The following is a 14,435-nucleotide window of genomic DNA, read 5'->3' on the forward strand; positions in this document are numbered from 1 at the left end:
ATGAAAAAATTTCTACTATTTAGTTTTATCGGCCTACTACTTTCTTGTAGTGGTGTCAAGAAAACACAGGAGGCTCTGAATTCTGGTAATTACGAGGCTGCAATTAATAAAGCAGTAATGAATATTGCAGAGAATAAGACCAAAAAAAGCAATCAGCAATATATAGTTCTTCTTGAAGAAGGGTATAAAAAAAATACCGAAAGAGAGCTGCAACACATTAAATTCCTTAAAAAGGATGGTAACGCTGCAAACTATGAAGAGATTTTCAATGCCTACGGTAGGCTTAAATCTATTCAAGAGCGAATTCGCCCCTTACTGCCGTTACAAATTCAAGATGAAGGCAGAAGAGCGCAATTCAGCTTTAAGAATTATGATGATGATATCATTGCCGCAAAATCTAAATTATCTGAGTTTTTATATAACAAGGCAAATACACTTTTAACTGACGCTAACTATAAAGCTGATTTTAGAAATGCGTACAATGATTTAAATTATTTACAGGAAATAAATCCGAATTATAAAGATGTTATTTCGAAAATAGATGAAGCATATCAAAAAGGCTTAGATTATGTAATTGTTGATATGACAAACAATACAAATCAGATTATACCAAAAAGGTTAGAAGATGAACTTTTAAATTTGAATACATACGGACTGAACTCTAACTGGACGGAATACCATACGAACAGAATACAAAATCAAGTGTATGATTATCAAATGGAAGTTTCTTTTCAAGACATAAACATCTCTCCTGAACAAATTAGGGAGAAACAAATTAGCAAGGAAAGACAAATTAAAGATGGCTATACTTTTGTAGAAGACCGCAATGGCAATGTAGTTTCTGACAGTTTAGGCAATAGCATTAAAGTTGACAAATTTAAAACGGTACGATGTAATTTTTACCAGTTTACACAGTTTAAAAGTGCACAGGTAACTGGTGTCGTAAATTTTATAGATTTAAAGAAACAACAAAAAATAAATCAATACCCTTTAACTAGTCAATTCATATTCGAACATATTTATGCTAATTACGATGGCGATAAAAGAGCGTTGGACAATGACCTGGTTTCTCTTTTACAACTCGCAAGAGTACCATTCCCCAGCAATGAACAAATGGTTTATGATGCCGGTGAAGATTTAAAGAATAATCTTAAAAATATATTGAAAAATCAAAGTTTCAATTAAAAAAGAGCCCCGTAATTCCGGGGCTTTTTTTATATGTATTGTTCTAGCTTAATATTAGATATTGCATTGTGCGAATCATGCACTACCACTACCCCATTCTTTACTATTAATAGCTGAGGAGATTGATGCATTACACCAAACTCAGCAGCAACGGCATTAGAAACATCTCTATTCGCCAACAAATCTAAAAAGTAAAGATCCATTTGTCCCTCTTCTAGCCCGTAACTACTTTTGAACATATTCAGCACCATTCTACTAATTCCGCAAGATGTGGAATGTTTGAATATGAGCTGCGGCCTACTACTAGACACTTCTTTGATATCACTTAACTGAGCCACAGAGTTCAGAGGTATCCACGGTATGCCTGATGATTTTTTTTCATCACCACCGCTAGAACCTCCAAATAAACCACCAAATATTCCCATAAAATTCTTAATTTAATATTGTCATTTCAACACATCTAAGCTGACTAATTGTCAGTCTATTTTTTGATTTTTCAGCCATTTTGTCCTGAAATCTTAATTGGTAAGATTGTTGAATATTAGCTATCAAAAGTATTACAATTAACTAAAACCTAAAGAATATGAATATAAATAATTTCACAATAAAATCACAGGAGGCTATTCAACAAGCCCAGCTGATTGCCCAAAATAACGGACATCAGCAAATTGAAAACGAACACCTATTTAAAGCACTTACCGAAGTTGAAGAAAATGTAATGCCCTTTTTAATTAAAAAGCTTGGGATTAATTTTTCACTAGTTCAACAAATTTTAGAAAAAGAACTTTTAAGCTTTCCAAAAGTTGAAGGCGGTGACTTACAATTTTCTAGAGAAGCCAGTAAGACTTTAAACGAAGCTAGTATCATCGCCAAAAAAATGGAAGATGAATATGTTTCTATAGAGCATCTATTTTTAGCCATCTTAAAATCTAAAAGTAAGATATCCCAAATCTTAAAAGATCAAGGAGCAACCGAGAAAGATTTAATGGCTGCAATAGATGAATTGCGTAATGGCGACAAGGTTACTTCGCAAAGTGCTGAAGACAACTATAACTCACTTAATAAATACGCTAAAAACCTTAATGAATTAGCAGATAGAGGCAAACTAGATCCCGTAATTGGGCGTGACGAAGAAATACGTAGAATTTTACAAATTTTATCTAGACGTACTAAAAACAATCCTATTCTAGTAGGTGAACCTGGTGTGGGTAAAACCGCTATAGTTGAGGGTTTAGCACATAGAATTATTCAGGGCGATATTCCTGAAAACCTAAAGGATAAAGTAATTTACTCTTTAGATATGGGAGCTTTAATTGCTGGTGCCAAGTACAAAGGTGAATTTGAAGAACGACTAAAAGCTGTTATAAAAGAAGTTGTTAGTGCCGATGGTAATATCATCTTATTCATTGACGAGATACACACGCTTGTTGGTGCAGGCGGCGGACAAGGCGCTATGGATGCCGCTAATATTTTAAAACCAGCACTTGCAAGAGGCGAGTTAAGATCTATTGGCGCAACTACTTTAGATGAATATCAAAAGTATTTCGAAAAAGACAAAGCTCTTGAAAGAAGATTTCAAAAGGTGGTTGTAGACCAGCCAGATACTGAAAGTGCTATTTCCATCCTTAGAGGTATAAAAGAAAAGTATGAAGCTCATCATAAAGTACGTATTAAAGATGAGGCGGTTATTGCTGCTGTTGAATTATCACAACGGTATATAACCAATAGATTCTTGCCAGACAAAGCTATTGACCTTATGGACGAGGCTGCATCTAAACTTAGAATGGAAATTAATTCTAAACCAGAAGAGCTTGATGTGCTTGATCGTAAAATAATGCAGATCGAAATTGAAATCGAAGCGATTAAACGTGAAGATGACAAGCAAAAACTTAAGGTATTAAATCTAGATTTAGCCAACATAAAAGAAGAGCGAAATGAAATTTTTGCACAATGGGAAAGTGAAAAATCTGTAGTTGATAATATTCAACAGACAAAACTCGACATTGAAAATTTTAAAGCTGAAGCTGAACGCGCTGAACGAAATGGCGACTATGGCAAAGTAGCAGAAATTAGATACGGCAAAATTAAAGAAGCGCAAGAGAGTTTAACTAAGCTACAAGATGACTTAGCAGAGCAACAACATGCAGGTACTTTAATAAAAGAGGAAGTTACTAGTGATGATATCGCAGAAGTAGTTGCAAAATGGACAGGCATACCTGTTACTAAAATGTTGCAAAGTGAACGCGAAAAGCTATTGAAACTTGAAGAAGTTTTACACAAACGCGTGGTAGGTCAAGAAGAAGCTATTGAAGCAGTTTCTGATGCTATACGTAGAAGTAGAGCCGGACTCCAAGATTCTAAAAAACCTATTGGTTCGTTTCTTTTCTTAGGAACTACCGGTGTCGGTAAAACTGAGCTTGCTAAAACCTTGGCGTCGTACTTATTCGATGATGAGAATGCCATGACAAGAATAGACATGAGCGAATATCAAGAAAGACATTCGGTTAGTAGACTTGTAGGTGCACCTCCAGGATATGTAGGTTATGATGAAGGCGGACAATTGACTGAAGCGGTTCGTAGAAGACCTTATTCTGTTGTGCTTTTAGATGAGATCGAAAAAGCGCATCCAGATACTTTCAATATCTTATTACAAGTATTAGACGAAGGTAGATTGACTGATAACAAAGGTCGTGTTGCTGATTTTAAGAATACAATTATTATCATGACAAGTAACATGGGTAGTGACATTATTCAAGAAACATTTGAAAATGCAGTAGATGTTGTTAGTGCAGCTGAGACCGCTAGAGTTGAAGTTCTGGGTCTTTTAAAGAAAACTGTTCGACCTGAGTTTATAAATAGAATTGATGATATTGTAATGTTTACACCTTTGATTAAAGACAACATCAAAGAAATTGTAAGACTACAATTGGAAAGTTTAAAGAAAATGTTAGACAAACAACAAATTACTTTAGATGCTACAGAAGAAGCTATAGATTATTTGGCAGAGAAAGGTTACGACCCTCAATTTGGTGCAAGACCGGTTAAAAGAACTATTCAGAAAGAAGTTCTAAATAATATGTCTAAAGCGTTACTAAGTGGTGAAATTAAAGCTGACAGCGTTGTTTTACTTGACGCCTTTGACAATAGTTTAGTTTTTAGAAATCAAGAGGAAATTACAGTATAATTTTTAAAATTTGTTAGAAAAGCGTTCATATGAAATATATGAGCGCTTTTTTTTATTAACAGTATATACCATACAGTATAGATTATTTATCTTTACATAAAACAGTCTATTATGTCAACCAAAGCCGAAAGAACTACCGCATTTATTATTGAGACTGTCGCACCCGTTTTTAATAAACACGGGTATGTAGGCACAACTATGAGCGATTTAACCGATGCAACTAATTTAACCAAAGGTGCGCTATACGGTAATTTCGAAAATAAAGAAGCATTAGCGTTAGCGGCATTTGAATACAACAGAAGCTTACTGTTAACTGCTATCGATGAACATTTATCAATTGAAGGTAAGGCTATGGCCAAAATTGAGAATCTTATTGAGTTCTATAAAAAGTACGACATATTCACCATGAAAATGGGTGGTTGCCCTATTTTAAACGTTGGTATAGATGCACAACACAATAACAAACTACTTGCTGCCGCCGCAAAGGAAACCATAAAGGATATTGAAGGAAAAATAGCCTTAGTCTTTGAAAACGGAATAAATAAAGGAGAGCTTAAACTACCGGTTTCTCCATTACAATTCTCAAAACAATTATTTACGATTATTCAAGGTGCCATTGCAATGGCTACGATTACAAAAGACCGTAAATACCTACTGAATACAGTAACTTATTTAGATGTATTAATTAAGAGAGAACTTAAATAAACCTTTGTATCACTCTTTAAGTTTTCTAAACGGTACAAACTAGATTAGTTAGATTTACTACTCCCCCGTAACCCTGAATATCCAGATTTTATCAGTGTACTTCCCTCCTAATTTGGAGTCTCTAGCTTCTCTAGCTTCTTTGATGAAGTTGTATTTTGCTAGATAAACATAATTATACTTATTCTTTTGCCTAAAGAATGATTTTGCATTGATTCCTTTTTTCTGCATATCTACCAAGAAAGCGTCTAAATACTTCTTAGTACCAAATACATTGGCAATTAAGTAATAACCAGGCTCTAAAGAACCTTCTTTGGTTACTTCTTCATACTTCTCACCAGCTTTAACCTTTACAACTTCATTTCGCATTGCTAAAGCTTCACTTTGAGCTATAGAATCTTGACGATGCTTTTGAGCCAATGCAATTGCCTCAGATTCTCTCTTCATTACCGTAGCAATTGAATCTTGTTGTCTCTGCTGCCTCAATGCTTTTGCAGAAGCTAATGCTTGTGCTGCCCTTGCATTTTCTACAGAATCTCTTTTTCTTCTGATATCTCTTTTCGATTCCTTTACAACCAAATCAGATTTTCTTGAAGCGGCCTGAATTGAATCTTTTAATCTATTGCTTTCAATAAGTGCTAAACGCTCTTGCTTTTTAGACTCCCTTTTAAGCGCTAACTTTTCTGCCTTAGTCAGTTCATTAGACAATACTTCTTTCTCCTCTTGTTTAACAAGGGCATCTTCTTTTTGTTTTTCCTCTTGGGCAATCAATTGTTCTTCGAGTTTTTCTTCAGGTGTTTGAAGCGTACCTAACTTATATGATGTTACCAATTCGAAAGAAGGATCTTGTCCCTTTAAATCTGAACTAGTACCCACTTCAATTAACGCACCAAAAGAGAATCGCTTAAAGAAACGACCTCCAACACCTCCAGAGAATCCGTAAAAACTATTATACCCTGCTTGTGCCCAATATTTATTGGTCGTTAACAATGTAGTCAGCCCGACTTGATTATCCAAACCTGGAATCGTCTTATAATACAACATGGGTCTTAAAAGCGAACTATCATCTGTACTTAAAACACTAATCGGAATATCATAACTCACCAAAGCCTGAAACAATCTATCATCAGGACTAGAGTTACGCTCATTAGAAGTGAAATTATAATCGAATAAGTTCTCAGATACTAAACCAATATTAAATCTATCAATACTTAAATTAACTCCTGGTGCCATTTGCAGAATAAAATCATTCTCCGCAGTAGTCTGTAACGGGTTAGGTATAAAAAAGCGATCATCTGCTAACTTCTGTTGAAAAGCGAATACGTTTAAACCAACACCTAAAACAACACCTTCACTCAATTCTATGGTATGAGCATAGTTTAGAGCTGCGCCGGTATTCAAGAAAATTCCTGTATTGTGCTGAAAAAAACCAACACCAGCAGCAGAAACATCATTAAGTCTTGTTGTGTAATTTAAAAATAACGAGGTTGGGTCACCATCATAAGATTGCCATTGCCATCTAGCCCACAAAGCTACTGAAGAAGGATTATTGCGATCTAAACTATAAGCAGGATTTATCAAGCTCCCGTTATATTCCGTGAGGTTTTGTTGCCTAAAATCAGTAGGCAAAACGACTTCTTGAGCCTTAAGACCTAGAACTACAAATCCAATAAGAAGCGCCCCACAAAAATTTTTCATATGCAAAAAAACAAAAAATAGACTATTTATAGTACTATTTTGAAGTAATTTTAGTTATTAATTTAATACACCAAACATAATTTCATGAAAGCATTCAAAATTGTTCTTTTCATTTTGCTAGCAATCAATCTTTCTTGCAAAGATGAACCAGTAATTGACAAATCCCAAGAAGAAACTTCAATTTCCACATTTTACCTTATAAGACATGCAGAAAAGGACAGAAATAATCCTGATGATGCTGACCCGGAGTTAAACCAAAAAGGACTAGGCAGAGCTATGCATTGGGCAGAAATTCTTGCGGATACAGAATTAAACGCTATTTATTCTACTGACTACAACAGAACCGCAATGACTGCTGCACCAACCTCTGTGAAGCAAAATATCGATGTTCAATATTACGACCCTAGCACGATCGATATTGCTCAATTTAAAACAGACAATTTAAATAACAACGTTTTAGTTGTTGGTCACAGCAACACTACACCTGAGTTTGTTAATAAATTAATTGATGAGCAAAAATATTTTGATATCGACGATAGTGAGAATGGAACTCTATTTATTGTTAAAATAATTAATGGTACGTCTTCTGTAGAAAAACTTATTTTCAATTGTAACTGTCCTGATTAATATTTCCGTCTTTTCATAACACCAGCAATTAGTTTAAAAAGGCTAAGACATTCTTTTAATTGTTCTTACTTTTGCCTAAGATGCAGAATACAATAAACATTAAGAATAAAAGAGCTCGTTTTGAATATGAGCTTTTAGATAAATATACCGCAGGTATCGTTCTAGCGGGTACCGAGATTAAGGCTATACGAGAAGGTAGAGCTTCTATCTCAGAAAGTTTTTGTGAGTTTAACGATAGAGATGAGCTATTTGTAATTAACATGCAAATAGACGAGTATTCTCATGCATCTCATTTTAACCATAAACCTAAGGCAGAGCGTAAATTACTTCTACAAAGAAGAGAGCTTAAAAAGCTCAGCAAAGAAGTAAATACATCTGGCTTAACCATTGTACCACTTCGTGTATTTGTCAACGAAAGAGGTTTTGCAAAAATGCAGATTGCATTGGCAAAGGGTAAAAAGCTTTACGACAAAAGAGAGTCTATTAAGGACCGTGACAACAAGAGAGATCTTGATCGTATTAAAAAGAATTTTAATAATTAATTTTTATTTTCTAGTAAAGGCACAAATCTAAAAGAACCGTATTCGGTTTTAGAGAATTCTTTTTCTGTGGTTCTAACAAATAATGTCATTATCTGTTCTTCAAAACCAATAGGTATTACCAACCTACCTCCTACTTTTAATTGAGCTAATAATGCTTTTGGTACTACTGGCGCCCCGGCAGTTACGATTATACGATCAAAAGGTGCTTCTTTAGGCAAGCCTTTATAACCATCGCCAAAAATTACTTGCTTAGGTCTATACCCCATCTTCTTAAAAAAGAGATTGGTTTTCTTAAATAATTCTAACTGTCTTTCAACAGTATACACTTTAACCTTTAGTTTTAAAAGAACGGCAGTTTGATACCCACTACCCGTACCAATTTCCAAAACTTTTTGTCCAGGTTCGATTTCTAGTAATTCAGTTTGAAAAGCAACGGTAAATGGATGCGAAATTGTTTGGTTTGCAGCAATAGGAAACGCTTTATTTTGATAGGCATGCCCCTCAAAACTACTATCAATAAACAAATGTCTAGGTATCTCTCTAACGGCATCTAGCACTTTTTTATCAGCTATTCCTTTGTCTATCAATACTTGCGCTAAATGGTTGCGCATTCCCCTGTGTTTTAAGGTATCTTTCAATGGTAGTCGGTTTGTCCTTCAAAGTTAACAAAGTTCTTCAAACGACAGAAGAAGCAATGAAAACTAATCTCTATTTTTTATAAAATTGAAATATCGCATAGGATAAAAGTACCTAACTATGCGTATTTTTGGTAAAAACGAAATAAATGCTAAAAGTTGGTGTTTTAGGAGCTGGGCATCTAGGTAAAATCCACCTTAGACTTCTAAACGAATCTAAAAAGTATGAACTGATAGGGTTTCACGATGCCGATAGTTCAAACGGAGAAAAAGTAAGTTCAGAGTTCGGATATACCTATTTCAAAAACCTCGATGATTTAATTGATGCCGTTGATGTTGTTGATATCGTAACTCCAACACTTTCACATTACGATTGTGCTAAAAAGTCTATTGAAAAAAGTAAGCATATTTTTATTGAAAAACCAATCACCCATACTATAGAAGAAGCTAATTCACTTCTTGCCTTAGAAAAAAAATATGGCATAAAAGGACAAGTCGGACATGTAGAACGTTTCAACCCTGCTTTTACTTCTGTAAAACACGCTATCAAAGAACCAATGTTCATTGAAGCTCATAGATTGGCTGAATTTAACCCTAGAGGTACAGATGTCCCTGTAGTTTTAGATTTAATGATTCATGATATCGACGCTATTTTAAGTGTTGTAAATTCTCAAGTCATACAGGTTAATGCTAGCGGAGTTTCAGTTATTAGTCAATCACCAGATATTGCAAATGCTAGATTAGAGTTTGCTAATGGCTGTGTTGCTAATTTAACAGCTAGTAGAATTTCTTTGAAAAACATGAGAAAATCGCGCTTCTTTCAAAAGGATGCCTATATATCGGTAGATTTTCTAGAAAAGAAAGTTGAAGTCGTGAAAATGAAAGATGCACCAGAAGAACCTGGAGATTTCGACATGATTTTACAGAATGCAGAAGGTATTAAAAAGCAGATTTATTTTGAGAATCCATCTATTGAGACCAACAATGCCATTTTAGATGAGCTTGAATCTTTTGCAGAGGCAATAAACAACAATACTACCCCTGTAGTAAGTTTAAAACAAGGTACACAAGCACTAAAAGTTGCTTTACAAATAATTGCAGCATTTAATCCAAAGAGTATATGAATATAATAGCAGTTATAGGTGCAGGTACAATGGGTAATGGTATAGCCCACGTATTTGCTCAAAACGGATTTCAGGTTCACTTAATTGATGTTTCTAAAGAAGCTTTAGATAAAGGTCTTGCTACCATTGCCAAGAATTTGGACCGAATGGTAGCCAAAGAAAAAATAACTATATCTGACAAAGAAAATACACTAGCAAATATCAAATCTTTTACAGAATTGAAAGCAGGTGTATCCAAGGTTGATCTTGCCATTGAAGCTGCCACAGAAAATGTCACCATCAAGTTGAAAATTTTCAAAGAACTAGATGATGTCTGTGATACAAATACCATTTTAGCATCAAACACTTCTTCTATTTCCATAACTCAGATAGCCGCAGCCACTAGTAGACCGGAAAAAGTTATTGGAATGCATTTCATGAATCCTGTTCCGATCATGAAATTAGTAGAGATTATTAGAGGCTATAGCACTTCTAACGGGACTACAATTGCAATTATGGAGCTTTCTAAAAAATTAGGAAAGACTCCGACCGAGGTAAATGATTACCCTGGTTTCGTAGCCAATAGAATTTTAATGCCCATGATTAATGAGGCAATTGAAACTTTACATCATGGTGTTGCTGGTGTTGAAGAAATTGATACGGTCATGAAATTAGGTATGGCACACCCTATGGGTCCATTACAATTAGCAGATTTTATAGGCTTAGATGTTTGTCTTTCTATCTTAAATGTAATGCATGATGGATTCAAAAACCCTAAATACGCACCATCACCTCTATTAGTAAATATGGTAATGGCAGGTAAAAAAGGAGTTAAATCTGGAGAAGGATTTTATGATTACGCTGAAAGCAGAAAAGCTGAGGTAGTATCAAGCCAATTTACAAACTAAAAGCATCTAAGAATTCATAGTTATATGTCTATAAAAGAAAATCTATTAGCCATTAAAAAGAACATTCCTGACACGGTAACTTTGGTTGCAGTATCAAAAACGAAACCCATATCATACATTCAAGAAGCGTATGATGAGGGACAACGAATTTTTGGAGAAAATAGAGTTCAAGAAATGACCGAAAAGTGGGAGAATATGCCAAAAGATATTGAATGGCATATGATCGGGCACCTTCAGCGTAACAAAGTCAAATACATGGCTGAATACGTTTCTTTGGTACACGGTGTTGATAGCCCTAGATTATTGGCAGAAATAAACAAACAAGCAGAAAAACATAATAGGGTTATTTCATGTCTATTACAAGTACATATAGCAGAAGAAGATACCAAGTTCGGGTTTAACGAAGAAGAACTACTTGATTTAGTGGCTAACGAAGAATTCAAAGCTTTCAAGAATGTGAAAATCGCGGGATTAATGGGTATGGCAACCTTTACCGATAACATGGATCAAGTACGTAGAGAATTTACTAGCCTTAAATCACTTTTTACAAAACTTAAAAGTAATTATGTAGATTTCACTACCCTATCTATGGGTATGAGCGGTGATTACAATATCGCAATTGAAGAAGGTAGCACCATGGTACGTATAGGAAGTAGTATCTTTGGATCTAGAAATTAATATCTAAAACATTACTACCCCATAAATTATATTATAATACATGTACGCAATTTTAGATATTGAAACTACTGGAGGAAAATTTAATGAAGAGGGAATCACTGAAATTGCTATTCACAAATTTGATGGTCAAAAAGTAGTTGACAAATTTATAAGCTTGGTAAATCCTGAAAGGGAAATACAACCATTTGTTGTAAAACTAACCGGCATCAATAGTAAAATGCTCAGAACCGCCCCTAAATTTTACGAGGTAGCTAAGCGCATTATCGAAATTACAGAAGATACGGTTATTGTAGCGCACAATGCTCAGTTCGATTATAGAATTTTACGAACAGAATTTAGACGTTTAGGGTATAATTTTGAACGTAGAACCCTTTGTACCGTAGATTTATCTAAATTATTATTACCCGATGCCGAATCTTATAGTTTAGGCAAGTTGGTTAGATCATTGGGCATACCTGTAAGTGATCGCCATAGAGCTAATGGTGATGCCTTGGCAACAATAAAACTCTTTAAACTATTACTTGCCAAGGACTCTGAAAAAATTATCATTAAAGACACTATTAGAAAAGAAACCCAAGGTGAGCTCTCTGAAAAACAATTAGATATCGTAAGAGACCTACCCAATAAAACGGGCGTCTTTTATATGCATAATAAAGATGGTGATATTATTCATCTTAGTAAATCAAGTGATATCAAAAAGAGGGTCAATCAAATCTTCACCAAAACCAACGACAAATCTAGAAAGCTAACCAAAGACACTAAAAAAGTTACTTTTGAACTTACAGGTAATGAACTAGTTGCCATTTTAAAGGAATACGAAGAACTATTAAAGCTTAGACCTAAATACAGTACCATACCTAAAAAAAGAATGTATAGTCACGCTATTTGCAAAAGCGTTAATGAAAATGACTATTTCTCGTTAGAAATTAAACCTTATAGAGAATGTAAAGAGCCACTAGGACTTTTTAACGGAATATTTAGTGCTAAGAATTATTTATATAAAATTACAAAAGAGTTTGACCTATGTGAGAAATTAAACGGCATTAGCGAAGCTCGTAATAATTGCTCTGGTTATGACGAAGGCAATTGTAAAGGTGCATGTATAAACAAGGAAGATGTAGCGGAATACAATAAACGTGTTATTGCTGCAACTACTAAAAACAACATTAACGGTAAGAATGTTGTAGTGGTAGATAAAGGTCGAGAAATTGGGGAACAAAGTGCTATTTTAATCAGAAATGGTTCTTTAGTCGGATTTGGATTCTATGATCTCAACTATCAAATAAATAATATTCATATCTTAGAAAGCATAATCACCCCTATGAACGGTACTCGCGATGCTAATTATCTTATTGAATCTTATTTAAGAAAGAAGAGAGTACTTAAAATAGTAGAAATAAACGATTAGTTTGAAGGAAGACGAAAAACTATCACCCTGGAAACGTAAAATTCATGAAATAATTTATGAAGCAGATACCCCTATGGGTAAACTGTTCGATATTATTCTTTTCGTTATTATCATTTTCAGTGTTATTCTTATCATGCTCGAAAGTGTTAAAGCTATTGATGCCGAATATCATGAAATTCTTTTTGTATTGGAATGGATAGTAACCATCTTTTTTACAATTGAATATATTGCTCGTATTATCTCTATCAAAAAGCCAAGTCATTACATATTTAGCTTTTACGGAATCATAGATTTCTTATCTACTATCCCGTTATATATATCTTATATTTTTGCAGGATCTCAAGTCCTTTTAGCCGTTCGTGCATTTAGATTATTACGTGTATTTCGTATTTTAAAACTTGCTCGTTTTCTTGGGGAAGCCTCGCAATTAAAAAGAGCTTTAAAAGCTAGTAGAGCAAAAATTACCGTTTTTCTATTTGCAGTGCTTATTGCATCGGTGATGATGGGAACACTCATGTACTTAATAGAAGGTGATGAAGCTGGTTTCACGAGCATACCCACAAGTATCTACTGGACCATCGTTACACTTACCACCGTAGGTTATGGCGATATTGCACCAATTACCCCACAAGGACAAGCAATTGCCACCATTATTATGCTCTTAGGTTACGGCATAATCGCCGTACCGACAGGGATGGTTACGGCTGAATTTTCAAAACAAAGCAGAGAAGACACTTCTAACTTGAAGGATTCTGGCAGCTATGTTCATATAAACACACAATCCTGTCCAACATGTAGCAAAGAAGGTCATAGAGATGATGCCACCCATTGTTATAATTGCGGATCAATATTAAATGAATAAAATACTTATATCAGTAGTAGGCCCTACAGCCATTGGTAAGACCAAATTGGCAATACTTTTAGCCCAGCATTATAAAACAGAAATTATATCAGCTGATTCTAGACAGTTTTTCAAAGAAATGAATATTGGTACTGCTGTACCTAGTTTAGAAGAACTAGAACAAGCTAATCATCATTTTATACAACACAAAAGCATTACAGAAGAATACACCGTTGGTGATTTTGAACGGGAAGCTATTCAAAAACTATCCGACCTTTTTAAAGTACATGATGTAGTAATTATGGTTGGTGGTAGCGGACTTTATGTAAATGCAGTTACCGATGGCTTAAACACTTTCCCTACAGTAGACCCATCTATCCGTGAAAAGTTAAATTTAGAACTAGCTGAAGATGGTATAAGACCACTACAAAAGAAACTAAAGCAACTAGATCCTATATATTTTGAAAAGGTAGACATCTATAATCCTCAAAGGGTTATTAGGGCATTAGAAGTTGCTATTGGTAGTGGCAGCCCCTATTCTTCGTTTTTAAACAAACCCAAAGCAGATAGAGAATTTAAAGTTTTATCTGTTGGATTGAAAGCTGAACGCCCGTTAATATATGAACGCATTAATAAACGTGTAGACTTAATGATCGAAGCCGGACTCTTAGAAGAGGCAAAAGGCTTGTTATCGTACAAAGAGCAAAACGCCTTGCAAACGGTTGGGTACAAAGAGCTTTTTAACTATTTTGATGGTGAATGGACTTTAGATTTCGCTATATCTGAAATTAAGAAAAATACCAGAAGATTTGCAAAAAGACAATTGACATGGTTTTTAAGAAATAAAGATACTCAGTGGGTTGAATACGATTACGACCCTAAAACACTATTATCAGAAATTGATAATGATATTGTAAATTAAAA

14 protein-coding genes are annotated in these 14,435 nt (G+C 34.5%); 11 read left to right on the forward strand and 3 right to left on the reverse strand.

The features are described from left to right. Positions 1–1,185, forward strand: coding sequence for a hypothetical protein (locus Q0871_RS02535; protein WP_299317520.1), 1,185 nt, complete (start codon positions 1–3; stop codon positions 1,183–1,185). A 29-nt stretch (positions 1,186–1,214) separates the two neighbouring features. On the opposite strand, the gene ytxJ is transcribed toward Q0871_RS02535, so the two are convergent. Next, entirely contained in the window at positions 1,215–1,610 is a 396-nt protein-coding gene (ytxJ, locus tag Q0871_RS02540) for a bacillithiol system redox-active protein YtxJ (RefSeq protein ID WP_299317521.1), read from the reverse strand. Between the two features lie 158 nt (positions 1,611–1,768). Here ytxJ and clpB point away from each other — a divergent pair, with 158 nt between their 5' ends. Both clpB and Q0871_RS02550 read left to right on the forward strand, forming a co-directional pair. After that, a complete protein-coding gene (gene clpB / locus Q0871_RS02545) occupies positions 1,769–4,369 on the forward strand; it encodes an ATP-dependent chaperone ClpB (RefSeq protein ID WP_299317522.1) in 2,601 nt (866 codons plus the stop codon). 111 nt (positions 4,370–4,480) lie between these two features. Continuing rightward, complete coding sequence (locus tag Q0871_RS02550; protein WP_299317523.1) at positions 4,481–5,074, forward strand: TetR/AcrR family transcriptional regulator; 594 nt, start codon at positions 4,481–4,483, stop codon at positions 5,072–5,074. A 57-nt stretch (positions 5,075–5,131) separates the two neighbouring features. Here the strand turns inward: Q0871_RS02550 and Q0871_RS02555 are convergent, their stop codons facing one another. Next, the gene (locus Q0871_RS02555) at positions 5,132–6,769 is read right to left on the reverse strand and encodes a PorP/SprF family type IX secretion system membrane protein (protein ID WP_299317524.1); all 1,638 of its coding nucleotides are present in this window, start codon (positions 6,767–6,769) and stop codon (positions 5,132–5,134) included. Positions 6,770–6,853: 84 nt separating this feature from the next. Between Q0871_RS02555 and Q0871_RS02560 the strand changes: the two genes are divergently transcribed. After that, positions 6,854–7,396, forward strand: a complete 543-nt coding sequence (locus Q0871_RS02560; RefSeq protein WP_299317526.1) for a histidine phosphatase family protein — start codon at positions 6,854–6,856, stop codon at positions 7,394–7,396. Positions 7,397–7,476: 80 nt separating this feature from the next. Further along, entirely contained in the window at positions 7,477–7,938 is a 462-nt protein-coding gene (gene smpB, locus Q0871_RS02565; protein WP_299317527.1) for an SsrA-binding protein SmpB, read from the forward strand. Here smpB and Q0871_RS02570 read toward each other — a convergent pair. Beyond that, positions 7,935–8,576: a protein-L-isoaspartate(D-aspartate) O-methyltransferase gene (locus tag Q0871_RS02570; RefSeq protein WP_299317529.1), complete on the reverse strand. Its 642-nt coding sequence runs from the start codon at positions 8,574–8,576 to the stop codon at positions 7,935–7,937. The genes smpB and Q0871_RS02570 overlap by 4 nt on opposite strands. Positions 8,577–8,722: 146 nt before the next feature. Here Q0871_RS02570 and Q0871_RS02575 point away from each other — a divergent pair, with 146 nt between their 5' ends. From Q0871_RS02575 to miaA, 6 genes are read left to right on the forward strand one after another with little or no spacing between them, the layout of a single operon-like run. Then, complete coding sequence (locus tag Q0871_RS02575) at positions 8,723–9,697, forward strand: Gfo/Idh/MocA family oxidoreductase (protein WP_299317531.1); 975 nt, start codon at positions 8,723–8,725, stop codon at positions 9,695–9,697. Beyond that, positions 9,694–10,584 carry a 3-hydroxybutyryl-CoA dehydrogenase gene (locus Q0871_RS02580; protein WP_299317533.1) on the forward strand — a complete coding sequence of 297 codons (891 nt, stop codon included), beginning with the start codon at positions 9,694–9,696 and terminating at the stop codon, positions 10,582–10,584. Before Q0871_RS02575 ends, Q0871_RS02580 begins: the two co-directional genes overlap by 4 nt. Positions 10,585–10,608: 24 nt before the next feature. After that, positions 10,609–11,262 (forward strand): YggS family pyridoxal phosphate-dependent enzyme, encoded by a 654-nt coding sequence (locus Q0871_RS02585; protein ID WP_299317535.1) that lies wholly within the window; start codon positions 10,609–10,611, stop codon positions 11,260–11,262. 40 nt (positions 11,263–11,302) lie between these two features. Beyond that, positions 11,303–12,670, forward strand: coding sequence for an exonuclease domain-containing protein (locus tag Q0871_RS02590; RefSeq protein ID WP_299317537.1), 1,368 nt, complete (start codon positions 11,303–11,305; stop codon positions 12,668–12,670). Between the two features lies 1 nt (position 12,671). After that, complete coding sequence (locus tag Q0871_RS02595; RefSeq protein WP_073244742.1) at positions 12,672–13,532, forward strand: ion transporter; 861 nt, start codon at positions 12,672–12,674, stop codon at positions 13,530–13,532. Then, positions 13,525–14,433, forward strand: coding sequence for a tRNA (adenosine(37)-N6)-dimethylallyltransferase MiaA (gene miaA / locus Q0871_RS02600; RefSeq protein WP_299317540.1), 909 nt, complete (start codon positions 13,525–13,527; stop codon positions 14,431–14,433). The genes Q0871_RS02595 and miaA overlap by 8 nt, the downstream gene beginning before the upstream one ends. Positions 14,434–14,435 lie beyond the last annotated feature (2 nt).

It is taken from the genome of uncultured Maribacter sp. (assembly GCF_947500985.1).
Lineage (GTDB): Bacteria > Bacteroidota > Bacteroidia > Flavobacteriales > Flavobacteriaceae > Maribacter.